21 protein-coding genes and 2 tRNA genes are annotated in these 23,119 nt (G+C 42.4%); 20 read left to right on the forward strand and 3 right to left on the reverse strand.

Annotation, left to right across the window (positions count from 1 at the left end; all coding sequences use genetic code 11):
- Positions 1-56: 56 nt before the first annotated feature.
- The 4 genes from ABS301_RS12200 to ABS301_RS12215 all read left to right on the forward strand — a co-directional run bounded on the left by ABS301_RS12200 (position 57) and on the right by ABS301_RS12215 (position 4,610).
- The gene (locus ABS301_RS12200; RefSeq protein WP_349672475.1) at positions 57-971 is read left to right on the forward strand and encodes an ABC transporter ATP-binding protein; all 915 of its coding nucleotides are present in this window, start codon (positions 57-59) and stop codon (positions 969-971) included.
- The gene (locus ABS301_RS12205) at positions 971-1,720 is read left to right on the forward strand and encodes an ABC transporter permease (RefSeq protein ID WP_349672557.1); all 750 of its coding nucleotides are present in this window, start codon (positions 971-973) and stop codon (positions 1,718-1,720) included. Before ABS301_RS12200 ends, ABS301_RS12205 begins: the two co-directional genes overlap by 1 nt.
- Before the next feature lie 4 nt (positions 1,721-1,724).
- Positions 1,725-2,459 carry an ABC transporter permease gene (locus ABS301_RS12210; RefSeq protein ID WP_349672476.1) on the forward strand — a complete coding sequence of 245 codons (735 nt, stop codon included), beginning with the start codon at positions 1,725-1,727 and terminating at the stop codon, positions 2,457-2,459.
- A 183-nt stretch (positions 2,460-2,642) separates the two neighbouring features.
- The gene (locus tag ABS301_RS12215) at positions 2,643-4,610 is read left to right on the forward strand and encodes a methyl-accepting chemotaxis protein (protein ID WP_349672477.1); all 1,968 of its coding nucleotides are present in this window, start codon (positions 2,643-2,645) and stop codon (positions 4,608-4,610) included.
- Positions 4,611-4,689: 79 nt separating this feature from the next.
- Here ABS301_RS12215 and ABS301_RS12220 read toward each other — a convergent pair whose 3' ends face one another.
- Positions 4,690-5,082: a desulfoferrodoxin family protein gene (locus ABS301_RS12220; RefSeq protein ID WP_170821478.1), complete on the reverse strand. Its 393-nt coding sequence runs from the start codon at positions 5,080-5,082 to the stop codon at positions 4,690-4,692.
- A 67-nt stretch (positions 5,083-5,149) separates the two neighbouring features.
- Here ABS301_RS12220 and ABS301_RS12225 point away from each other — a divergent pair, with 67 nt between their 5' ends.
- Complete coding sequence (locus ABS301_RS12225; protein WP_349672478.1) at positions 5,150-5,581, forward strand: hypothetical protein; 432 nt, start codon at positions 5,150-5,152, stop codon at positions 5,579-5,581.
- 123 nt (positions 5,582-5,704) lie between these two features.
- On the opposite strand, the gene ABS301_RS12230 is transcribed toward ABS301_RS12225, so the two are convergent.
- Together ABS301_RS12230 and ABS301_RS12235 are read right to left on the reverse strand one after the other, a co-directional pair.
- The gene (locus tag ABS301_RS12230; protein WP_349672479.1) at positions 5,705-7,336 is read right to left on the reverse strand and encodes an NAD(P)H-dependent oxidoreductase; all 1,632 of its coding nucleotides are present in this window, start codon (positions 7,334-7,336) and stop codon (positions 5,705-5,707) included.
- Positions 7,333-7,881 carry a PadR family transcriptional regulator gene (locus ABS301_RS12235; protein ID WP_349672480.1) on the reverse strand — a complete coding sequence of 183 codons (549 nt, stop codon included), beginning with the start codon at positions 7,879-7,881 and terminating at the stop codon, positions 7,333-7,335. The genes ABS301_RS12230 and ABS301_RS12235 overlap by 4 nt, the downstream gene beginning before the upstream one ends.
- A 161-nt stretch (positions 7,882-8,042) precedes the next feature.
- On the opposite strand from ABS301_RS12235, the gene ABS301_RS12240 reads away from it, so the two are divergent.
- From ABS301_RS12240 to ABS301_RS12310, 15 genes are all read left to right on the forward strand, one after another.
- Positions 8,043-8,115, forward strand: a tRNA-Phe gene (locus ABS301_RS12240).
- A 41-nt stretch (positions 8,116-8,156) separates the two neighbouring features.
- A tRNA-Gly gene (locus tag ABS301_RS12245) sits at positions 8,157-8,227 on the forward strand.
- 446 nt (positions 8,228-8,673) lie between these two features.
- Positions 8,674-10,161 (forward strand): aldehyde dehydrogenase family protein, encoded by a 1,488-nt coding sequence (locus ABS301_RS12250; RefSeq protein ID WP_349672481.1) that lies wholly within the window; start codon positions 8,674-8,676, stop codon positions 10,159-10,161.
- A 392-nt stretch (positions 10,162-10,553) separates the two neighbouring features.
- Entirely contained in the window at positions 10,554-11,819 is a 1,266-nt protein-coding gene (locus ABS301_RS12255) for an L-cysteine desulfidase family protein (protein ID WP_349672482.1), read from the forward strand.
- 39 nt (positions 11,820-11,858) lie between these two features.
- A complete protein-coding gene (locus tag ABS301_RS12260) occupies positions 11,859-13,055 on the forward strand; it encodes an ABC transporter substrate-binding protein (protein ID WP_349672483.1) in 1,197 nt (398 codons plus the stop codon).
- A gap of 49 nt (positions 13,056-13,104) precedes the next feature.
- On the forward strand, positions 13,105-13,980 hold the full coding sequence (locus ABS301_RS12265; RefSeq protein WP_349672484.1) for a branched-chain amino acid ABC transporter permease: 876 nt from the start codon (positions 13,105-13,107) through the stop codon (positions 13,978-13,980).
- Positions 13,981-13,983: 3 nt separating this feature from the next.
- Entirely contained in the window at positions 13,984-15,033 is a 1,050-nt protein-coding gene (locus ABS301_RS12270) for a branched-chain amino acid ABC transporter permease (protein ID WP_349672485.1), read from the forward strand.
- On the forward strand, positions 15,026-15,814 hold the full coding sequence (locus ABS301_RS12275) for an ABC transporter ATP-binding protein (protein ID WP_349672486.1): 789 nt from the start codon (positions 15,026-15,028) through the stop codon (positions 15,812-15,814). Before ABS301_RS12270 ends, ABS301_RS12275 begins: the two co-directional genes overlap by 8 nt.
- On the forward strand, positions 15,798-16,505 hold the full coding sequence (locus ABS301_RS12280; RefSeq protein ID WP_349672487.1) for an ABC transporter ATP-binding protein: 708 nt from the start codon (positions 15,798-15,800) through the stop codon (positions 16,503-16,505). The genes ABS301_RS12275 and ABS301_RS12280 overlap by 17 nt, the downstream gene beginning before the upstream one ends.
- Before the next feature lie 10 nt (positions 16,506-16,515).
- On the forward strand, positions 16,516-17,502 hold the full coding sequence (dhaK, locus tag ABS301_RS12285; RefSeq protein WP_349672488.1) for a dihydroxyacetone kinase subunit DhaK: 987 nt from the start codon (positions 16,516-16,518) through the stop codon (positions 17,500-17,502).
- Between the two features lie 12 nt (positions 17,503-17,514).
- Positions 17,515-18,165: a dihydroxyacetone kinase subunit DhaL gene (gene dhaL, locus ABS301_RS12290; RefSeq protein WP_349672489.1), complete on the forward strand. Its 651-nt coding sequence runs from the start codon at positions 17,515-17,517 to the stop codon at positions 18,163-18,165.
- A 12-nt stretch (positions 18,166-18,177) separates the two neighbouring features.
- On the forward strand, positions 18,178-18,663 hold the full coding sequence (locus ABS301_RS12295) for an L-2-amino-thiazoline-4-carboxylic acid hydrolase (RefSeq protein WP_349672490.1): 486 nt from the start codon (positions 18,178-18,180) through the stop codon (positions 18,661-18,663).
- Positions 18,664-18,771: 108 nt separating this feature from the next.
- Complete coding sequence (locus ABS301_RS12300) at positions 18,772-20,439, forward strand: helix-turn-helix domain-containing protein (RefSeq protein ID WP_349672491.1); 1,668 nt, start codon at positions 18,772-18,774, stop codon at positions 20,437-20,439.
- A 415-nt stretch (positions 20,440-20,854) separates the two neighbouring features.
- Complete coding sequence (locus ABS301_RS12305) at positions 20,855-21,568, forward strand: GntR family transcriptional regulator (RefSeq protein ID WP_349672492.1); 714 nt, start codon at positions 20,855-20,857, stop codon at positions 21,566-21,568.
- A gap of 142 nt (positions 21,569-21,710) precedes the next feature.
- Positions 21,711-23,102 carry a citrate transporter gene (locus tag ABS301_RS12310; RefSeq protein WP_349672493.1) on the forward strand — a complete coding sequence of 464 codons (1,392 nt, stop codon included), beginning with the start codon at positions 21,711-21,713 and terminating at the stop codon, positions 23,100-23,102.
- Positions 23,103-23,119 lie beyond the last annotated feature (17 nt).

Raw genomic sequence — 23,119 nt, forward strand, 5'->3', positions numbered from 1 at the left:
TGGTGTAAGGCAGCATTGTTAGACTGAGACCATAATAAGCAGAGGAGATTAACATTATGGAAAATATTATTACCACCAGCGGTCTATGCAAACAATATGGAGCTGCCATGGGAGTAAAAGATTTAGATCTTTCCGTACCGGAGGGAGTAATTTACGGGTTTCTGGGACCAAATGGAGCTGGAAAATCAACAACCATGAAGATGATACTGGGGCTGGCAAAGCCCACCAGAGGAACCATTACTGTATTTGATAAACAGGTGAATCGGAGAAACCGCCTTGCTATTTTAAAAGAAACGGGTTCTCTCATTGAAGCCCCAAGCTTCTATTCCCATTTGACAGGAAAAGAAAACTTAAAGATTATCAGTACCTTAAAAGAACTGCCTGACAGTGAAATTGACCGGGTACTGAAGTTTGTTCGTCTGGAGGATCAAAAAAACAAAAAAGCAGGTCAATACTCTCTGGGAATGAAGCAAAGACTTGGCCTTGCCGGTGCATTGCTTGGTAATCCAAGGCTTCTGATTTTAGATGAGCCGACCAATGGACTTGATCCGGCTGGAATCCAGGAAATACGGGAACTGATTTGTTCCCTTCCTAAATCCTTCGGTATAACGGTGATGGTTTCCAGTCATTTGTTAAGCGAAATTGATCAGATGGCAGGACATATTGGTGTTATATCAGGAGGAGAACTGGTTTTTCAGGATCGGCTGTCCGTACTTCATGACAGAAGTGAAAGCCGTATTGCAATTCGTACGCTGGATAATATAGCGGCTGGAAGTGTATTAAGCAGCCAGGGAATTGCATATCAGGAACAGGAAGGCTACCTGCTGATTCCTAAATTAAACGATAATCAGCTGGCGGGGTATTTTATGAGATTTTTAAAAGAAGACATTGGTGTTGTACGCATAGAAGAACGGAAGAAAACGTTAGAGGATATATTTTTGGAATTAACAGGAATGGTGGTGAAGCTTTGATGAAAGGAATACTTCTTGAATTTTATAAAATACGGAGGAGGAAAATCTGGGTTATGATTCTGGTGCTGCTTGGAGTGCAGTGTCTTTGGGGGCTGTGGGCATTTCGGGATATGGATGCAAAAAAGTTGTCTCAGGGATATATGCAGTGCCTGTACCATTTTACTGTGTTTAATACTATCATGATGCCGATGGCCGCAGCAATAACGGCATCAAAGATCTGTGATTTGGAGCATAAGGGACAGACCTTTAAGCTTCTCCTGACAGTCATGCCGGCGGGGACGTTATTTGATGCGAAATTTATCTGCGCCTCCATGTATATGGTGGCAGTAGGGGCAGTCCAGATGATCTTTATTATTGTTCTGGGTAAAGCAGCAGGATTTACGGAGCCATTTCCGCCAGGTTATCTGTTTTATTATTTTGTTATAACAATTTTTGTAACTGTCGTAATTTTAGCAATTCAACAGGTGTTTTCTCTATTGTTTACCAATCAGATGGTTTCTTTTGTAATTGGGATTACAGGAAGTTTTGCGGGGCTGTTCAGTTTATTTCTTCCGCGGAATATACAAAGAGGGATTTTATGGAGCTATTACGGAGTTTTAATGCCAGTAAGAATGAATTGGGACGGCCAGACCAGGATAGCAGATTTGCAGTATATTCCTGTTGACTGGAGCAGTTTCTGGCTGCTTATGGGATTGTTCGCAGTGATTTATTTCACCGGACGCCGGTGCTTTACAAGAAAGGAGCGTTGAGTTAATGCTGTGGAATGTAATTCGTATGGAACAAATGAAACTGAGAAGAAGTCCTGTATGGCTGGCTTTCTTTATTTTGCCTGTTCTTCCTGCGTTTATGGGAACATTTAATTATCTGCAAAATATTGAGATTTTAAGAGATGGGTGGTACAGTTTGTGGACTCAGCACACGCTGTTTACCTGTTACTTCTTTTTGCCAGCGACGATTGCTGTGTATTGTTCTTACCTTTTTCGGCTGGAACACACCAATCATAACTGGAATTGTGTGATGACGCTGCCTGTTTCTGCGCTGCATATATATCTTGCAAAGCTTATCATGGCATCTGCAATGGTAATAATGACTCAGCTATGGGTAGGAGTTTTGTTTATTCTCTCAGGTAAAATGTCAGGACTGTCAGGTCCGGTTCCACCAGAATTAACCGAATGGCTGGTGTACGGAGCAATAGGGGGAATTGTTATCTGCGGAATTCAGCTTAGCATTTCTCTGATAATCAGAAGTTTTGCTGTACCGGTAGGGATTGCAATGGCAGGAGGAATACTGGGAATTGGGGCTCTTTCCAAAGGAGTCGGAGCATTTTATCCCTATACACTGTTAAGTCTCGGCATGAGAGCTAACAGCCCGGGAGGTTCTATGGCGTGCAGTCAGGTACAGTTTATTGCAGGCAGCCTGTTTTATTTAATAATTTCTGCAGTCATAGCAATTTTATGGCTGAGTAACACAGATGTAACGACTCAGTAGTCAGCGGTTCCTATTTTGTGGCTCCTATATTGTATGTGTTATACGACAATAGTGTAAACAGTTGGTAAAAATTGTAAAACATAGGTAAAGTGTCTATGCTAATCAGAATATTATCCGTTATAATGATCCTGTCTCTTTCCATAATGGAATAGAACTACACGTTTATAACGGAGGACAGCAGAAATGAAAAGACATCAGACAGGAATAAAGAGAGAATTGATCTTGTTTACCATGGGCTGTATTATCTGTATTGTATTAATATTATCCGCAGGTTCTGTATATCTTTCCTACGATCTAAACCGCAGAACCCTAAATAAGTGTCTGAAGGAGACATCAGAGCTGGTATCAGAAAAAATTACACAGCAGTTAAAAGAGTATTCGGTTATTGCAGAGTCCATTGCGCTTTATCAGAAAGGAAATGCAGCAAGGGGAGGAAATATTGGACTGTTTTTAAACATGTCCAGTTCCCAGTATGGCCTTAATAAGATTGATATTCTTTCTAAGGACGGAGTTTCTATTGTAAACGGAGATTCTTATGCTCAGGATCCGGCATTTTTGCAGGCGGCAGACGGAAAAGGTTCTTTATCTGATCCAATTGTAAAAGAAGGCAACGTTTCTTATGAATATATTTATCCTTACGGAGATATTGTAGTCGTGCTTGAATTTCCTTACTCGATATTCGATGGTATTATAAAAGACACCAAGCTTGGTGACACTGGAATTACTTATATGATCAACCGGGAAGGCAGAAAAATGGCACATGAAGATTTCTCCCTGGTCCTAGAGGGCCAAAATGATATTGAAGATGCCAAAAAGGACCCGAAGGCATATGGGGAAGCAGCAAGTCTGGAGCGTTCCATGATAAATGGAGATGCAGGCTTTCGGTTTTTTAAGATGAAAGGGGAGAAAAAAATCGGTGCATATACTCCCATAGCGGATACAAATGGCTGGTCTGTTAATGTGACAGCAAAGGAAGCAGAATTTATGTCAGGGGTTACCGTTTCCATGCTGGGTTCCCTGGTTCTTGGAATAGTATCCATGCTGCTTGCAGGACTGGCAATGCTTCATATTGCAAACAGAATTACAAAACCAATTGGTCAGGCGGCAGAGGCGATTGAACGTTTATCAGGAGGCGATCTAAACCTGGAGTTGTCCGTACAGCGAAGGGACGAGATTGGTCAGATTGTACAGAAGGTCAATGAGATGGCAGGAAAATACAAAGATATAATCTCAGATATATCCCGGTTTCTTCATGAATTATCCTGTGGTAATTTACAGACAGAAAGCGGCTGTCAGTATCCTGGAGAATTTAACGGAATACGGATATCCATGGAAGCGATTGCTTTCCGTCTGAGAGAGACCATGCAGAGAATTAATACGTCTGCAGATGAGGTAACTGTGGGAGCTGGTCAGGTTTGGGATGGAGCCCAGGAACTTGCCAAACGGTCCTCTGAACAGGCGAGCGCCATAGAGGAACTTCAGACTGCCATGGATGGTGTCTTCAGGCAGTCAGTAAAAAATGCGGATTATGTAAAGAAGGCCTCCACTTATGCAATAGAATCCGGTAAAAAAGTGGATGAAGGTAATTTACATATGCGCAGCTTAAATCATGCCATGGAAGAGGTGGATCTGACTTCCAGAAAAATCACAGGAATTACAAAGCTGATTGAAGATATTGCGTTCCAGACCAATATACTTGCTTTAAATGCTGCAGTGGAAGCAGGGCGTGCAGGGGCAGCGGGAAAAGGGTTTGCAGTGGTTGCAGGTGAGGTCCGTAACCTGGCCGCAAAATCAGCAGAGGCTGCAAATGAAACCAAAGGTCTGGTGGAACAATCGGTAAATGCGGTTTCGAAGGGCAGACTTCTGACTGAAAATACCGACCGGATTTTAAAGGAAATTGCAGGACAGGCAGGAATGACAGAAGAGGTAATCAGGGAGATAGAGGCCTCCTCTATGGATCAGGTGCAGGTAATGGAACAGATCAGTCAGAGCCTTATGACCGTGTCAGAAGTTGTTCAGTCCAATATGGAGACTGCAAGGGAAAGCTCGGGCTCCAGTGAACGGCTGGCAGGTCAGGCACAGGCTCTTCAGACGGAGGTATCACATTTTCGGGTAAATGATGAAAAAAAGCAGATTGAACCAGACCGGTAAGAAGTCTGATTCAATCTGCTTTTTCTTTTAAATATAGAGATCAGATGCAAAAAAAAAGAAAACGGTTCCATCAGAGAAGTTATGCCTCTGTCTTCCAGAAGCCGTGAAGATTACATAAAGCATATGCCGCTTTAGGAGAGTCTCCTTCTTCCAAGGTGAAGTGGGCGATTGGCTGGCAGTCGGGTGTTAAATGAATTCTCATCATACATCCGGCGTTTGTTTCAAGCATAATACAGGTAATGCTGTGTTCTGCTGTCATAGGGTGAAGCACGCTTCCCACTGAGATGGTAACGTGAAGGCCATTTGTCTCCAGAGCAGGAGCGTGCTTTTCCGCGGCTCCATCGGAAGTGTTAGGTTCTAACACCTCAAAGGGTTTTAAGCTGTCCGGAATGGCTGCATTAGGAGTTCCAAGAATTGCTTCCAGTATGACATTTCGATTCTTATCAGTAAAAAATAACGGTTTTTGGATCATTGTTTTCCTCCTGTCATAAATTCTTCTTTTTTGCCTCATACTAATAAAAAAGAAAAGAGGTGCAGGTATGAGTGCTGATGCAGAATTACTTAATTTCATTTATCAGAATTCCCAAATGGGAGTGGAAACATTACACCAACTTTTACCAATGACGGATAATGAGGCATTTAAAAAGCAGCTTCATGCGCAGTTAAAGGAATATACAGGAATTCATGAAGAGGCAAAGGAGCTGTTAAACAAAAATGGGTGCCAGGAAAAAGAAATAGGGCAGATTCAAAAAATCATGACCTACTTAGCTATTGATATGAAGACCATGACTGACAAAAGTGCTTCCCATATGGCTGAGATGCTGATACTTGGCAGTGTCCGCGGTATTATTGACTGTATCAGGCGAATCCGTCAGTATGAGGGAGAAGCTGAAAAAGAGATAGTGAAATTGATGAATCGACTGTTGAAATTTGAAGAGAATAACGTGGAACAGCTGAAGTCTTCTCTTTAATCTGTGATAACAAATGCTGCATAGAAAAACACGGAAAGAACCCCGGTTTTTCTATGCAGCATTTATTATCTATTCGCTATTCGCAAATGATTATTGCTGTAATCTCCCTGCTTTCGTGTTATATTACAATTGATTTTTGGCTTTTTTACTGGTTGCGTAATGAGCAGGATACCATTTCTGGAACCATTTGGTAAAGCAGCCAAGCAGGAAAGGAAGTGCCGTGTTTATAACACTTAAAAGTGCTTTATGATCTGAAAAAAGAAATAAATAAGTCCACAAAGGAGTAGCCAGATACAGGATCCCCCAGCAAGCCGTTAAAATTCGGTTGGTTTTTATGAAAAGAGGATTCTTTAAAGCAGATTTTCCTCCATATTCATTGATGGAATAGTATGCGGTCAGGGGAATTTCTAAAAATACAGTTACAAACCACATGAGCCCAAATATGAGATAGGATATGGGCACTAAAACCACGGGAGAAAAACCTGATATGGCGAGTACTCCAATAAATGCCGTCGTAAATCCTGAGAATACTTCAAATACAGTGGGCTGATACCGGAAAAAGAAGATAGGTATGGCTGTGCTGATCAAAATCGAAAGAATCCCCCCCAATACAGGTTGAGTAATACCTATAAACCAAAGAGGGAACCATGGTAGCAGCATAAGAGTCATGTTGCTTTTCTTTTCTGGAACAACCTGTTGTACATCAGGTTTTAATGTAGAGCCCAGATAATTATCCCAGTGAAGCATCAGCTGAAAATCGCCATCAACCTGATAGAGATGTTTCATCAATGCAGTCTGACCGTCAATTTCGCCTTTTGCAATGCTCATCCATATAGAAAGAGGAGTTGATATTCTGGTGGTAAAAGGCTGAAAGTCCTGGGTTAAAACCTTACAGCTGTCTTTTCCCATGATCAACTGGGCGGTTTTATCTTCATCAGTATAATGCATTTCCAAAACAAGGTCTTTTCCGTTCCAGGATTCCTTTCGGTAGAGTGCGGCCATCTGTCTGGTAAACGTAATGGCTGGATGGGACTTTTCCTGTACTCTGTTCTGATCCGGTGGCTCGATTCCCCAACTGGCATCTGCCATACGTTCAAATACATCTCTTGGAAAAAGAAGCTGGGAAAGCAGATTTCTGGTTTCTTTGGTTATACTGCCTTCGGCAAATTCTCTGCCTGCAGCACGGACATACTCTAAATACCCCTCTGTACGATTTTTTAATTCGGGTACACCAAAAAGCTCTCCCTGTCCGCAGTATATAGATTCATAACTGCCTTTACCCAGATGATGAGAAAACTGCGCGTCAATGGCATCATAATTGCCTTCCGCCGTATAGAAACCGCAGGTTGAAATTAGTACATAACGCTTATCAGACATATCATACCGGGAGGGATGGGCGCCGCTGTGAATGCCATTTTTCATGAAAGGTAAGACCATAGGCAGCTGTCTGTCTATCAGCGCCTTTAACTGGGAAGGAAGTCCAAAGTAATAGAGGGGAAAGCTGTATATTAAAACATCGGCAGATAGAATTTTTTCTATAACGACAGTCATGTCATCGGAAATGCAGCATTTTCCAGGGGTCTCCTTCCAACAGTGAAAGCAGCCGATACACGGTTTGATGTCCAGCTTTGAAACTGTCAGGGTTTCAGATTGTACCGTTGATGTTTCCTTCATTCCCTGAAGGAATACTTCTGCCAGTTTCAGGGAATTGCTTTTAGCGCCTTTGGGACTTCCGTTGATAATCAGGACATTCATTCCAGTTCCTCCAGTTTTTTTATGGACCGTTTGGCCCAGTCTATGCACATTTGAATATAGCAGTAACCAAAATCTGCAGAAAGTTCCCAGTATAGTTTTTGTTCCGATCCTACAAGATTGCCATACTGGCCGATGCTGCCAGGAATTTGCTGCATTTCACTTTCATATTGACTGCAGTCGTTAATAAAATCAGACAGCATATCAATGCATTCTTTGGGGGGTCTGCAGCCGGAAAAGAAAATTTTCATTAAAAAAGCATTTTTGTTTCCCTTGGATAATTCATCATTCTCCTGGGACAGCCAGTGTAAAAATTCATCTTTTCCTTTTGATGTTATGGAATATATTTTTTTGCTGGGCTTTTCTGTCTGGATTATGATTTCGCAGGTGACAAACTCCTTCTTCTCCAGTTTATTGAGCTCCAAGTAGATCTGGCTGGTCTGTGCATACCAGAAAAACCGGACAGATGAGCTAAATGCCTTGGCCAGATCGTATCCGGTCATGCTTTGATATGATAAAAAACCTAATATGCTGTGACTTAGGGACATAATTTATCTCCTTCTATATGATAATTTTATAATATTATAATGTTGGAATATAGTCAAGATATAAGATGTTAATATTTTATGTTTTTTTCCAAAAATTTTAAAAACTTGTCTTGACAATTGGAGTAAAATCTTGTAAAATTACTGATGTTGCAGGAGAATAAGCCCAGATAGCTCAGTTGGTAGAGCAGAGGACTGAAAATCCTCGTGTCGCTGGTTCGATTCCGGCTTTGGGCACTGTGCTTTTGAAGCACATTTGTAATATTTCTGAAATCCTTGCGGGTGTAGTTCAATGGTAGAACACTAGCCTTCCAAGCTAGATACGTGGGTTCGATTCCCATCACCCGCTTCTTACTGAAACGGGAAACTTCAATATTGAGGTTTCCTGTTTTTTTGTTCTTAAAAGCAGATCATAATCAGATTAGTTAAAAATATATCGTAAAATACCATCTGTTTTCTAACTCCTGTCAATTCAGAACCTTATAATCGTTAAGAACGTATCGAAGTATTCGTTTTTCTCCCTTTCAATTGAATTTAATAGAAAAAAATTTAAACAAAGCGGATAGCAGTATTTGATTGACCCTTATAAAAAGACAGATATTATATATAAAAGTTTTAACAAGCGAATTAATATACATCGTTAAATAATAATCGTTAATAGATAAATAAATATCAATAAAATGTGAAAAAAATAATTAAATTGACAGTTATAAAATTAAGCCTATAATGATTATACATGAGTATGGGCAACAACAGGCCAAATAAAGATATCAGAATGAAAGCGAGGAAAAGCATATGAAGGATGTTACACTTCAGGATACATATCAATTATTTATAGGTGGAGAGTGGAAGCCTGCTTCCGACGGAAAAACATTTACCGTTACCTGTCCGGCAGACGGCAGAGTACTGGCACAGTGTGCAGAAGCGACAAAGGAAGATGTAAATGATGCGGTTAAAGCTGCATGGAAGGCTTTTGAAACATGGAAGAATGTACCGGTTAATCAGAGAGCGGCAATCTTAAATAAAATTGCAGATATTATTGATGCAAACAAAGAGCATCTGGCGATGGTTGAAACACTGGATAATGGAAAACCAATCAGGGAAACTTTAAATGTGGATATTCCCCTGGCTGCCCAGCACTTCCGCTATTTTGCCGGCTGTATCATGGCAGAGGAGGGAAGCGCCAACATCTTGGGAGACAATATGCTAAGCCTTATTTTAAAAGAACCCATTGGTGTGGTAGGCCAGATCGTTCCCTGGAACTTTCCGTTTTTAATGGCTGCCTGGAAGCTGGCGCCTGTTCTCGCAAGCGGCTGCTGTACTGTATTTAAGACCTCCAGCACAACTCCTTTAAGTGTATTTGAGCTGGCAAGACTGATTCAGGATGTGATTCCTGCAGGTGTCTTTAACGTTATCTCCGGAGGCGGTTCCAAATCAGGACAGTATATGCTGGAGCACCCTGGTTTCAGAAAACTGGCGTTCACAGGATCTACCGAAGTGGGAAGAAATGTAGCCCTGGCTGCAGCAGAAAAGCTGATTCCTGCAACCTTGGAGCTGGGTGGTAAGTCAGCAAATATTTTCTTTAATGACTGCGACTGGGAGATGGCAATGGATGGTGTGCAGCTTGGGATCTTATTTAACCAGGGTCAGGTATGCTGCGCAGGTTCCAGAGTATTTGTACAGGAGGACATTTACGACCGTTTTGTAAAGGAAGCTGTGGAGCGGTTTAATAAAGTGAAAGTAGGACTTCCATGGGAAGAAGATACCCAAATGGGCAGCCAGATCAATAAAGGACATTTGCAAAAAATATTAGGGTATGTTGAGATCGGTAAGGTAGAAGGTGCCAAAGTACTGTGCGGTGGTGAGGCATTTACAGAAGACGGTCTTGAGAACGGTGCATTTCTGCGTCCCACTCTTCTTGGAGATGTGACCAATGATATGAGAGTGGCAAAAGAAGAAATCTTCGGACCGGTTGCATGCATTATCAAATTTAAAACGGAAGATGAAGTAATTGCCATGGCTAATGACAGTGAATTCGGCCTGGGCGGAGCTGTATGGACCAGAGACATAAACCGTGCAATACGCGTGGCAAGAGCTGTGGAAACGGGGCGTATGTGGGTGAATACCTACAATGCAATCCCGGAGGGAGCTCCTTTTGGTGGATATAAGACTTCCGGTGTTGGACGTGAAACTCATAAAGTCATGCTGGATCATTATACCCAGACAAAGAATATTATGATTAATTTGAGCGAAGCGCCTTCTGGATTTTATCCTGTTAAATAATAATTTTCAATAAACCGGTTATGCCGTGTACAGTTTTTTATTGCTGTACACGGCATTTTTTATGTCTGTATAGCAGGAATGAAACAAAAAAATGGGAAAGAAATCAGGAGATTTTTGACTTAATAAAACAAAGTGTGCCAAAATGATACATTTGAATTACGATCTCTATCTAAAACCAATAAAATAACCAAAATAAATGTGTAAAATAACCAATAAAAACGCTGAAAATGATAAATATTAGTTAATATGCACAAAAATTCATTGCATTGCAGACATGCAGATGATATACTGAATTCATAAAAGAACTACATAAATCTACAAAAAACGACAAGAAAACAAGCGTAAAAAATGAATGAAAAGCAATTAGCAGTAACACAGCAGATCGGAGGAACATGCAGAAAACGACAGAAGACCAGCTGATACATATCCTGGAAACAGAGCTGGTAAAAGCATTGGGGTGTACAGAGCCTATTGCAATAGCTTATGCAAGTGCAACGGCAAAGAAATATCTGGGAGCAATTCCTGAAAAAATAACAGTCTCCTGCAGTGGGAACATGATTAAGAATGCAAAAGCAGTGGTGGTTCCCATGACTGGTGGCATGAAGGGAATTGAAGCGGCAGCAGCAGTGGGGGCAGCAGGTGGAGATCCGGATAAGGGACTTGAAGTATTGACATCAGTCAGGGAACCGGATTTACAGATTGCAAACTGGTTGCTTCAGGAAAAAATATGCCGGGTTGAGTTGCTGGATACCACGGAGAAGCTTCACTTAATTGTAATTATGACACAGGGCTTAAATGAGGTTAAGGTGGAACTGAAAAAAACGCATCTGGGGATAACTGGAATTGAGAAAAATAAGCAGATCCTTTTTGAAGAGAAGGAAGGCGGGGAAGAAGAACAGGTGGATTACAGCTGTCTGAATATGGATTCCATATTTGAATTTACAGAACAGGTAGACTTAAAAAAAGTGAGGAGGCTGATTGCTGAACAAATTGAATGTAATACCAACATTGCTCAGGCGGGGCTGTCAAGCAGCTATGGAGCTGAGATTGGAAAAACACTTCTATCCGTTTATGGAGATGACGTAAAAATCAGGGCAAAAGCAGTGGCAGCGGCCGGATCGGATGCCCGAATGAACGGCTGCGAGCTTCCGGTAGTCATTAATTCCGGCAGCGGTAATCAGGGAATGACAGTATCCCTTCCGGTGATTGAGTATGCAAAGACACTCAGAAGCAGAGAAGACGAGCTGTACCGGGCACTGGTGCTCAGCAATCTGATTGCTATTTATCAGAAGTACCGTATGGGCAGACTGTCTGCTTATTGCGGAGCGGTAAGTGCGGCAGCAGGTGCAGGTGCCGGAATTACTTACTTAATGGGAGGTGTGAGGGTACAGATCGAAAACACCATTATCAATACTCTGGCCAATACATCGGGAATTGTATGCGACGGCGCAAGCGCTTCCTGTGCAGCAAAGATTGCTTCCAGTGTGGATGCGGCAATTATGGGCAGCTATTTATCCATGAATGGTCACGTTTTTCTACCGGGAGACGGGATTGTAAAGGAAGATATCCAGAAGACAGTGGAAGGGGTAATCACACTGGCAAGGGAAGGGATGAAGGAGACAGACGAGGTCATTTTAAACATTATGGTTCAGAGTTAAGACAATAACTCAGATAAGGAAAGGAAGGTAGTTTCAGTTATGAAAAAGGGGTTTATCAGGTATTCATTGGCAATGATGGCACTTGCGGGGTTACTTTCAGGCTGTGCACAGGGGAATGGACAGAGTTCAGAAGGAGCAAAGAATACTTCCGGGGCGAAGACGGAAGGGACCAGCGCAACAGGCGGAGAAGGAACGGTCAAGATTGCAGTAGCCGGTCCAATGACTGGAGATAATTCAGAATATGGAATTGGCTTTACCAATGCAGCCAAATTAATGGCAGATCAGTGGAATGCTCAGGGAGGGGTTCTGGGCAAACAGATTGAAATCGTACCTTATGATGATAAGAATACATCAGAGGAAGCAACTACCATTGCACAGAAAATTGTATCCGATGGAGATATCAGCGGCGTAATCGGCCATTTCTCATCTGGGGTATGTATGACTGCAGCTCCTATTTACCAGGAAAATAAGATTATTGAGATTTCACCGTCTGCTTCTCACCCGGATTATTCTAAGATCGGTAATTATATTTTCAGAAATAATACAGTCATATCAAAAGAAGGTGCAGCCTCTGTGGATATTGCTGTTCATGATCTGAAAAAGAAAAATATCGGTATTATATCCATTATGACTGACTGGGGAACCAATACATCCGGAATTATCAAAGATCTGATTACTGGATTAAATGATCCCAATGTAAAAGTGGTAGCCCATGAGGAAGTAATGGAAGGATCTGATGATTATACACCGGCAATTACAAAGCTGAATGAAGCGGGAGCGGATGTGGTAATCTGCTGTGGAATGTATAATCTGGTAGCACCGGTAGCCAAACAGTATAAAAATATTAATCCGGATATTTCCATCGTTGGATTTTCCAACGCTTACAGCCAGCAGCTGATTCAGCTGGGAGGCCAGGCAGTGGAAGGTGTATGCTTTCCGGTTATTTTCTTCTCGGAATCGGATGATGCAGATGTAAAGGCTTATGTGGATGAATATAAAAAAGTCTATGGAAATTCACCCTCTGCCCTGACCTCACAGGCCTATGATTCAGTAGGAATTCTCCTCACCGCCATAAAGGAAGCCGGTACCACGGATTCAGAAAAAGTGAGAGACAAGTTAAATGAGATCACCTACAAAGGAGTAACCGGAAGTATTAAGTTTGACGAACAGGGTGATGTTGATAAGCAGTTTAACAAAGTTACAATTAAAGATGGAAAATTTGTCAAGATGAACTAGATTAAGCGGCGGGAATAGCCAGGCGCTGTTCCCGCAGAAAGGTGAAGCCATGATTGCACAACAGATATTTAATGGACTGGCTTTGGGAATGGGATATGCCCTGATTGCGGTAGGATATTCCCTGGTGTTTGGTATACTCCGGCTGGTCAATTTTTCCCACGGTTCCGTCTATGCTTTCGGAGCTCAGATGGCAATGGTTTTCATTGGTCTCCGGTTTGGCGTAATTCCTGGCTTAATCGCCAGTATGGTGCTTACAGGTGTCCTTGGAGTAGCAATTGATAAGCTTGCTCTGGAACCTTTAAGAAAAAAGAAATCCATACCCATTGCATCTTTAATTACAACCATTGGAATCTCCAATATTGTGACAAATCTTCTGATTGTAGCATTTGGAAGTGAAAAACGGGCGTTTCCGCCCCTGTTCGATTTCGGAACTCTCCAGATTGGGAAAATTGTTGTTTCCTCCACGCAGATCGGCATGTTTGCGGTATCCCTGATTCTCATGCTGCTTCTGGTTGGAATAGTATTTTATACAAAAATCGGGCTGGCAATGAGAGCGGCGGAACAGAATCCAAAAGCTGCAAACCTGATGGGAATTAACGTTAACTTTGTTATCTCATTTACTTTTTTCTTAAGCGGAATATCCGCATCCATCGCCGGTTCTCTGGTAGGCAGCTATTATCAGATTGTTTACCCGAATATGGGATTTATGGCAGGTTTAAAAGCATTTGCTGCGGCTGTGCTTGGCGGTATTGGAAGTTTACCTGGTGCAATTATTGGCGGGCTGATAGTGGGAGTGTCTGAGTCTATGGCAGCCACTGTTTTAGGATCCACCTATCGGGATTCCATGGCATTTATCATATTAATTATTGTTCTGATCGTCAGACCTAATGGGTTGTTCGGAAAGAAAGGGATCACGAAGGTATAAAGTATGACAAGTACAAGAATGGAAAAACACAGCTTTTTATATCAGTTTGAAAGCTTTATAAGCAAGAATCAAAAGCTGCTTCTTATTTTGCTGGCCGCATTTCTCTGTCTGCTGCCAAAAGGCGTAAACAACCAGTATTTTCTGACTGTAATTGTAAAGATGGCAGTCTATGCCATGTTCGGTCTTGGACTTAATATACTTACCGGCTATACCGGTCTGGTATCCTTGGGACATGCGGGGTTCGTTGCAATTGGAGCCTATACGGCCTCCCTTTGTGCAGTCAAACTTGGCTTAAGCTTCTTTCCTTCCATGCTACTTGGTATGGTGGTGGCAGGACTTGTGGGAATTCTTCTGGGACTTCCGACTCTCCGGCTTACTGGAACCTATCTTTCCATTGTGACATTGGGGTTTGGCGAAATTATAAAAATGATTGCAATGAACTGGTCTCCTGTAACTAACGGAACACTGGGCGTAAAAAATATTCCAAAGCCTGCCGTTTTCGGCATGAAGCTTACCATCGCAAATCACGGTCTGTACTATCTGGTTATGATCATTCTGGTTGTCTGCACTGTCTTCTGCCTGGTTCTTGTTAAATCAAAAACAGGAAGGGCGCTGCAGGCAATAAAGGGAGACGAGCTTGCAAGCGTAATGATGGGAATTAATGTTACCTACTATAAAATCCTGGCATTTGTACTGTCAGCCTGCATTTGCGCCGCTGCTGGTGCTCTATATGCCACTCTAATCGGATATGTAGATCCTAATACCTTTAACTTTGAGGTATCCACGCTGATTCTTTCCATTGTGATTCTGGGCGGAATGGGAACAATACGGGGGATGTTTCTGGGAGCAGCCATTTTAATTGCTCTTCCGGAGGTGTCCAGATTTTTAATGGTTTACCGTTTTGTTTTATACGGCGTGATTCTGGTGGTAATGATGCGATTCAGACCTCAGGGTATTCTTGGCTGGAAATCACAGCTTCCATATAAATTATCCAGACAGGTCATGGAACGGCTTAAAACGGCGGAGACAGAGGAGGCGGGAGACAATGGCTGACAATGCATATTTATCCGTGAAAGGAATTACCAAAAGATTCGGCGGTATTGTTGCGGTAGAGCAGGTAAGCTTTGAGATAAATAAAGGGGAAGTGGTTTCGATTATCGGCCCCAACGGTGCAGGAAAAACCACGGTTTTTAATATGCTGACGGGTGTGTACCAGGTAGATGAAGGGACGATTGTATTTAACGGAGAAGAGATACAGAATAAAAAACCCAAACATATTGTTATGGCGGGAATGTCCCGGACCTTCCAGAATATCCGGTTGTTTCAGGATATGAGGGTAATCGAAAACGTACTGATTGGCGCGCATATAAAGACTTCTTACAGTTTTCTTGATTCCACCTTCCGTACGGCAAGATACCGCAGGGAAGAGGATGAAAAGGTGCTGCAGGCAATTGAACTTCTTAAATCCGTGGGTCTGGAGCACAGAAAAGATGACTATGCCTCCAATCTGCCTTATGGAGACCAGAGGAAACTGGAAATTGCCAGGGCAATTGCTACCGGTGCAGGGCTGCTTCTGTTAGATGAACCGGCAGCGGGAATGAATCCGAAGGAATCAGAGGAGCTGATGTATTTTATCCGGTCCTTAAAGCAGAAGGGATATACCGTACTCCTCATTGAACACGATATGAGTGTGGTTATGAACATCTCAGACCGGATATATGTAATTGATCACGGCAAACCAATTGCCCAGGGGCTTCCTGTGGAAATTGCAAACAATGAACGAGTCATTGAAGCTTATTTGGGAGGGGTGCATAAGGATGCTGAAGATAACTGATTTAAATACTCATTACGGTCCCATACATGCTCTCAAAGGCGTGGATATGGAGATTGGCAAAGGGGAAGTCGTCTCTTTAATCGGCAGCAACGGAGCTGGGAAGTCCACCCTGTTAAATACCATTGTGGGAATTGCAAGATCATCCGGAGGCAGGGTTGAATTTATGGGCAAGGAGATTACCAACAGCCCGCCTCATACAATGACTAAGCTGGGAATCAGCATTTCGCCGGAAGGCAGAGAGGTATTTCCTGCCCTTACAGTGGAGGAAAATCTCCGCCTTGGCGCTTATACGGTAAACGACAAGAAAAAGATTGCTGACAGCTACGAGCGTGTGTACCAGATATTTCCCAGGCTGAAGGAACGAATCAGGCAGTCGGCAGGTACTCTCTCCGGAGGAGAGCAGCAGATGCTTGCGATTGGAAGGGCGTTAATGTGCGGACCGGAGCTATTGTTGTTAGATGAACCGTCACTTGGCCTGGCACCAAACTTTGTGCTGCTGATTTTTGATCTGATAAAAGAGATTAACAGGCAGGGCGTAACGATTCTTCTCATTGAACAGAATGCCAACATGGCTTTAAGCGCCTCAAACAGGGCATATGTACTGGAAAATGGGAAAGTCACCATGTCGGGTGATGCCAGAGAAATTGCAAATGATCCCAGAATTAAAAAAGCATATTTAGGCTTAGGTTAAAGGAGGTACCATGAAAAAGATTATTAACAAACCCATGGACGTAGTAGGGGAAGCGCTTCGCGGAATGGAACTTGCCCATCCGGAACTTTTGTATACTCCGGGATATGAAGTAATATCCCGGATAGAGAAAGCAGATAAAGTGGCGGTTATCTCCGGAGGCGGGGCTGGACATGAACCGGCTCACGCGGGTTATGTGGGAAAAGGCATGCTTGATGCGGCTGTATCGGGAAATGTATTTTCCTCCCCCAGTCCTGACCGGATTGGCGATGCCATAAACCGAATGAATTCTGGAAAAGGAGTTCTTTTAATTATTAAGAATTATTCCGGAGACATTATGAACTTCGGACTTGCCTCTGATCTTGCAGAGGCAGAGGATATTCAGGTGGAAAGCGTAGTTGTTAAGGATGATGTGGCTGTTCCAGACAGTACCTATTCCACAGGAAGGAGGGGCATCGCAGGCACCGTATTTGTCCATAAAATTGCAGGGGCAAAAGCAGAGCTCGGCGGTAATTTAAAAGAGGTGAAAGCAGTGGCCGAAAAAGCCATTGCCAATATCAGAAGCATGGGAATGGCCATGAGCCCCTGTATTCTTCCGGCAGTTGGAAAACCTGGATTCGTTCTGGAAGACAACGAGATTGAGATTGGTATGGGAATCCATGGAGAGCCGGGAGTAGAAAGAACCCAGGTTAAAACAGCAAAAGAGACTGCTGAAATTCTGCTTGAGAAGATTCTTGAGGACTATGATTATACCGGAAGTGAAGTGGCTGTGCTGGTAAATGGTCTTGGCGGTACTCCCCTGATGGAACTCTATATCCTGAATATGGAAGTTCAGAAGCTGTTGGAAGAAAAGAATATCAGGGCTTATAAAACACTTGTGGGAAATTATATGACCGCACTGGATATGACTGGCTGTTCTTTAACCCTTATGAAGCTGGATGGCGAGTTAAAGGAGCTTCTTGACGCTCCCTGTGATACTCCGGCTTTAAAAATTCGATAAGGCGGTGAAAAGATGGGATTTGAATTAACGGGTAAGGATTATGCGGATTACATAAAGAAAGCATATGAACTGATTCATGAAAACGGAGACTATGTGACAGAGCTTGACCTGGCTACTGGAGACGGAGATCACTGGTCCAATATTAATATGGGTTTTGAAAAACTGGTTGAGAAGTCTGAGGAACTGGGGCAGCTTCCCATCAGTGAGGAATTTAAGGAGATTGGCAAGACCATGATGGCGGTAATCGGAGGTTCCTCCGGAGTGCTTTATGGATCTGCGTACCTGGCGGCAGCCAAAGCGGTAAAGGGCAGAGAGACATTGGACAGCCAGGGAGTTTGTGACAGCCTGGAAGCCATGCTGGAGGCGATTATGTCCAGAGGGCAGGCAAAAGAAGGATTTAAAACCATGATTGACAGCCTTGCACCGGCAGTCATGGCATATAAGAAGGGGATTACTGATGGGATAAGTGAGTTGGAAATCTGCGAAGCCGTGAAACAGGCAGCCGCCCGCGGCGCCGACAATACAAAAAGCATGGAAGCGGTAAAAGGAAGAGCAACTTATCAGGCCAATAAAGGGCTTGGACACCTGGACCCGGGAGCAGTTACCATGTCGTATCAAATCGGAACGTTAATGAATTGCATAAAAGAAAAAATTAATTTCTAAGGAGGAACAGTTATGTACAGCAACACACCGGAAGACAGAGGTCAGCACATCAGGGATTTACGGGACGGAATTGAGCACAGAGCCACATGGTTCTACTATATGTTCACAGAGGCTAAGAAAAGAGGGTTAGACAGTGAATTTGCCCATGATGCCATTAAGAAATGCGGCTGCTTCCATGGTCAGAACAAATATACAAAGACCAGTGATTTAAAGGCTTTTGAGGAGGAATTTGTCAGTGACAATGTAAGAAACATCTTTGAGATGGATACAGAATGCACCGATGACAAGCTGGAAATTACTTTTCATCACTGCCCGCTTGTAGCTGCGTGGAGAAAGCTGACCGATGATGAGGAACTGATTGCAGAGATGTGTGAAATTGCCATGGATGGAGACCGGGGAATCTGCTCCCAGTTTGAGGATTTCACCTTCCATCTGGGAAAAACCATTGCAAAGGGTGACTCCATCTGTGAGGTAACCTTTAATAAGAACCAGGATTAATAAACAGAATCAGACTGTTTCACCAAAAGGGTTGTTGTACGAATACAGCATCCCTGTTTGGCGTTTATAAAAGAATATTTGTGAGGTGCGGGGATGGAGAAAAGCCTGTTGGGATTAATAGGAGGTTATACCAATCATTTGGCAAGAATTATTTCTGATACGCTTGATACAGACATACTGATTATAGATACCAATATGAACATAGTGGGAAGTTCCTTTAAATACTTAAATCTTTATACCGATATCAGGATCGGCACCATCATATCCACCATATTAATTGAAAACAGAAATGTGATTGTGGAAGATAAATCACGTCTTGCCGGCTGCCGCAAATGCGATCAGTACCGGGAATGTAAGATGAGCAGTTTTGTGGGAGTACCCATAAGGGTTGACAATCAGGCAGTGGGTGCCCTTGCTCTTATTTTAACCAGACACAGAGCCAAGTTTTTATTTGAAAGTCTGGATTCAACCGTTTCATTTCTGGAGAATTTTGCGGAGCTTATTTCCGGAAAGATAGAAAATGAAACAAGAACCATCCGATTGGAAAACCGTTTAAAAGAGATTGAGGCCATTATAGACAAGATGTTTGAGGCGGTTATTTACACTGACTATTTCGGAAATATTATTCATGTTAACAAGCGTTTCTGCGATGTGATACATCTGGATAAGGACATGCTGGGAAGCAACATGAAGGAACTGTTTCCGTTTCAATTGATAGAGGATTATTTTAAAAACCACGAGGATATCAGCAATGAACGGCTGACTTTTGAGATGAAAAGCCATCTGTTTCATGGCGTGGTTTCCAGTAAAAAGATTTATTTAAGCGATACGGAATACGGGACTTTGTTTTATTTTAAACCGCAGAGTGATTTTGTAAAACGGATTAACATATCGGAACAGGGCTCCCTGGTGACGTTTGACTGGCTTAAAAAGTACTTTTCAGCCCAAGAACTTCAAATGGCAAGGGAAATGGCGAAAACAAACCATAATTTACTGATTCAGAGTTCGGATAACGAGTTAAACCTTCTTCTTGCCAAAGCGGTATTTAACACGTCGGAGCGAAATCTTCATGATCTGTATGTGGTTTATTCCGATAACCTTTACAGGGATTTATTTGAAATCTATATGATGGACGAGTACGGAGTCTTAAAAAATGCGGACGGTTGTACGGTGGTAATTGTCCAGCCGGAAAAAATGCCTTTGTATATTCAGCATTATATTGCTGATTTTATGAAGACTGGCAAATTTAAAACCCGTGATAAATCGGTACGTTCTAATGTCAGGTTTTTATTCTGCGTTGACAGAGAACTGGAATCTCTGGTGGAACAGCAGCTGTTTTCCCCTGAATTATACCGCCTTATTGCCCGCTATAAGATCAGCTTTGAAGGAATGGAAAAAGATATGGTAAAATTCCGCAGTTATGTAACTTCGGGTCTTAATTATTACAGGAGGCTTTATGATAATAAAGGCGTGGAGCTGTCTGCTGAGCTGCTCACATATTTAAGAAATCATTTTACTGAGATTGGAAAACACAGTATGGAGATTATTCTTGAACGGATTGCGGCAGAGTTCTCTGGCAGAGTGACCGTGGAGGAATTAAGGGAAAAGAATCTTCTTCCTGAAAACGAACCTGGTTACAGCGGGCTGGAGGAAATGTCAAAGGAACAGATAAAAACCATGCTGGAGCGGGGGTATTCAAAAACGGATATTGCGGATATCCTGGGGATTTCAAGATCTACCCTGTATCGGAAAATCAGAGAAATCGAAGAAGTGTAACGTGTGTTTTGCCTAATAGGACAGGTGAATAAGGCAACCTAAAAAAGATATGAGAAACAGACTTTGACAGTTTCAATACAATGTCAAAGTCTGTTTTTTAATTTGAAATTAACTAGCCATGCTCGAAAATCAAGAAAAATCAACTTGTATGCAATCTTGATAAGGGTAAAAACAAGAGATTTTAAAAAAAGTGTTGTGCAAAAACACGTCGATATTGAAGAAAAACTATGGAACACTGTATAAAATATGAAAAATATAGTTGATTTTCAAAAATAGATGTGTTATATTTTACAAAAAGGAAGACCACTGCAAAGTGGCAAATGCTAACTGATATGCATTTGGCGGGATACTGATATGCAATCTTAACAAATCACTTGTATGCATTTCATTTCCGTTGATAGTAAGGAGAATAAAAATGCCAGAATTGGAAGCAGAAAAAGGAAACCAGAGAAATGATATCTATAATCAACTGAGGGTGCAGATACTGAATCTGACCATCAAACCGGGAGAACGGCTCAGTGAAAATACATTATCCAGTCAGATGAATGCCAGCCGGACCATGGTTAGAGATGCACTATCAAAGCTGGTTGAAGAAGGATACATTGTAGTCTATCCGCAGCGCGGTACGGAAGTAACTTTACTTGATTTAGAACGGATCAGACAGGTTGTTTTTTCACATACTGTATTGGAACAGGCCATGATTGAGGAGATTTGCCGCAAAGGATTAACTGATAATCAATTTGAACAGCTGGAAGAGGTTTTAAATCGACAGAAATTGGAGATAAATAAAGAAAATCCCCTGGAATTTCTGGTGATAGAGCAGCAGGTACATTATCTTCTTTCCGCTTTTTGCGGTCGGGAATATACCTGGGAGGTATTTAGAACCATTGACTCAGATCTGCTGCGCTTAAACTATCTTCAATTTACTACATTCAACTACCGCATTGATATGTCTTCCCTGACCAGTTGGGAACATGTTTTAGTAGAAGGGCGGCTTCTCCTTGATAATTTAAGGAGAAAGGATGCGGAAGCAGCCAGCCTGATCTGTGCCAATCATTTTAATACGATTTTATGGAATGCAGGCACACTTCGGGATATTTATCCACAGTTCTTTTCCGGACAGGCATAGGAAGCCGGCCCGGTTAGAAATAGAAATATCATATGAGAGGAAAGGAGCGGGGAATCCAGGTTTTGAGAATAGGCTGCTAATTGGCAGACCGGTTAACTATTATCAGCAGTATGGGGAATAAAAAGTTATAGGAGGTATTATTGTGGAGTACATTATTGGTATTATTTTATTAATTTCATTCTTTGGTTTGGCGTATTACTGTATCAAAGGCCATAACCTGATGATCGGCTTCTTGCTGATTACTCTTCTTTGGACCATTCTTCCGCTTGGAGGAACACTGTTTGTAAGCGAGTCATTTCTTGTTTCCAATCCGATTTTACAGTTTGGAAAAGACAACACTCTGATTGCTGCCTTAAATAAGATTTATCAGTCAGCACCTGAAGGCTGGGGAACAACTCTGGTTAATGTATGCTGGGGTGCATGGTTTGGCCGTGTACTTATGGATACCGGAATTGCATCTACCCTGATCCGCAAGACAGTTGAGTTAGGCGGAGACAAGCCATTTGTAACAGTAGCACTTTTAAATATAGTAACAGCTTTGATTTTTACTGCCATGACAGGTGCAGGCCCCGTAATTGCAATCGGTGTTATCGTACTTCCGATTCTTATGTCTCTGGGTATTCCAAAATCAGTGGCTCTGTTTACATTTATGGGATCCGTTGCAGCAGGTATTTATATTAATCCGGTAAACTTCACACAGTATCGTGCATTTTTCTTAAAACCTGATGAGATGCCTGATTTCACACTGGGCTGGTATGCTGCTCACTGGGGTTATGCTGCTCTTGTTATTATGCTGGTTATCACCACTCTTCTGGCTGCTTTCTATTTAAAGCGTGCCAAGACCGTTCATGCCTGGGCTGCTCAGACAAGAGGAGCTGCTTCCGAACAGAAGAATGCACCGTTTTATACCCTGCTCCTTCCTGTTGTTCCGGTTGTATTAAAAATCTGGCTGGACTTCTCCGTAATCGGAGGCTTCGTAATTGCGGGTTTCCTGGCACTGTTCCTGTGCGGAAGAATGAAAGGAAGCTTCAAAGAGAACTGTCAGCTTGTTAATAAACTTTATTATGACGGCGTGGTTGATACCGCTCCTCTGGTAGGATTCCTTCTTACCCTTCCTATGTTTAACTCAGTTGCAGCCCTTGCTTCTCCTTACTTCAAGGTGATCCTTGGTAATGTAATGCCAAGAAGCGAAATCGTTGTTTGTATTGTATTTGCAGTTCTTCTTTGCATGGGTCTGTTCCGTGGACCGATGACCTTAGTAGGCTGTGGCGCAGCAACACTTGGTGTACTTTCCAACGTTGCATCTTTCTCAGTTCCATTCCTCTATGCGGTATTTGCAATTCCGACCATTACCGTTAATATCGGAAGCTGTATTACTCAGTCATGGGTTGCATGGGGACTTGCTTATTCGAAGGTTGAATCACGTGACTTCTTAAAGCTCTCCATACCCAATGCATATTTTGCCGGAATACTGCAGTATGTGGCTACATTCATCATGTTAGGTGGACTTGGCGCTGCTTGGTTCCTGTCTTAATAATAGTCTCGGACAAG

It is taken from the genome of Lacrimispora sp., from assembly GCF_031982545.1.
Classification (GTDB): Bacteria; Bacillota; Clostridia; order Lachnospirales; family Lachnospiraceae; genus Lacrimispora.

What these genes read in the sequence shown, in the direction of transcription:
- ABS301_RS12255 (WP_349672482.1), top strand. Translation starts at nt 10,554, where the DNA reads ATGCAGAAAACGACAGAAGACCAGCTGATACATATCCTGGAAACAGAG.
- ABS301_RS12295 (WP_349672490.1), top strand. Translation starts at nt 18,178, where the DNA reads ATGTACAGCAACACACCGGAAGACAGAGGTCAGCACATCAGGGATTTA.
- ABS301_RS12270 (WP_349672485.1), top strand. Translation starts at nt 13,984, where the DNA reads ATGACAAGTACAAGAATGGAAAAACACAGCTTTTTATATCAGTTTGAA.
- ABS301_RS12220 (WP_170821478.1), bottom strand. Translation starts at nt 5,082, where the DNA reads ATGATCCAAAAACCGTTATTTTTTACTGATAAGAATCGAAATGTCATA.
- ABS301_RS12260 (WP_349672483.1), top strand. Translation starts at nt 11,859, where the DNA reads ATGAAAAAGGGGTTTATCAGGTATTCATTGGCAATGATGGCACTTGCG.
- ABS301_RS12265 (WP_349672484.1), top strand. Translation starts at nt 13,105, where the DNA reads ATGATTGCACAACAGATATTTAATGGACTGGCTTTGGGAATGGGATAT.
- ABS301_RS12235 (WP_349672480.1), bottom strand. Translation starts at nt 7,881, where the DNA reads ATGTCCCTAAGTCACAGCATATTAGGTTTTTTATCATATCAAAGCATG.
- ABS301_RS12275 (WP_349672486.1), top strand. Translation starts at nt 15,026, where the DNA reads ATGGCTGACAATGCATATTTATCCGTGAAAGGAATTACCAAAAGATTC.
- ABS301_RS12250 (WP_349672481.1), top strand. Translation starts at nt 8,674, where the DNA reads ATGAAGGATGTTACACTTCAGGATACATATCAATTATTTATAGGTGGA.
- ABS301_RS12205 (WP_349672557.1), top strand. Translation starts at nt 971, where the DNA reads ATGAAAGGAATACTTCTTGAATTTTATAAAATACGGAGGAGGAAAATC.
- ABS301_RS12230 (WP_349672479.1), bottom strand. Translation starts at nt 7,336, where the DNA reads ATGAATGTCCTGATTATCAACGGAAGTCCCAAAGGCGCTAAAAGCAAT.
- dhaK (WP_349672488.1), top strand. Translation starts at nt 16,516, where the DNA reads ATGAAAAAGATTATTAACAAACCCATGGACGTAGTAGGGGAAGCGCTT.
- ABS301_RS12225 (WP_349672478.1), top strand. Translation starts at nt 5,150, where the DNA reads ATGAGTGCTGATGCAGAATTACTTAATTTCATTTATCAGAATTCCCAA.
- dhaL (WP_349672489.1), top strand. Translation starts at nt 17,515, where the DNA reads ATGGGATTTGAATTAACGGGTAAGGATTATGCGGATTACATAAAGAAA.
- ABS301_RS12280 (WP_349672487.1), top strand. Translation starts at nt 15,798, where the DNA reads ATGCTGAAGATAACTGATTTAAATACTCATTACGGTCCCATACATGCT.
- ABS301_RS12200 (WP_349672475.1), top strand. Translation starts at nt 57, where the DNA reads ATGGAAAATATTATTACCACCAGCGGTCTATGCAAACAATATGGAGCT.
- ABS301_RS12210 (WP_349672476.1), top strand. Translation starts at nt 1,725, where the DNA reads ATGCTGTGGAATGTAATTCGTATGGAACAAATGAAACTGAGAAGAAGT.
- ABS301_RS12215 (WP_349672477.1), top strand. Translation starts at nt 2,643, where the DNA reads ATGAAAAGACATCAGACAGGAATAAAGAGAGAATTGATCTTGTTTACC.
- ABS301_RS12305 (WP_349672492.1), top strand. Translation starts at nt 20,855, where the DNA reads ATGCCAGAATTGGAAGCAGAAAAAGGAAACCAGAGAAATGATATCTAT.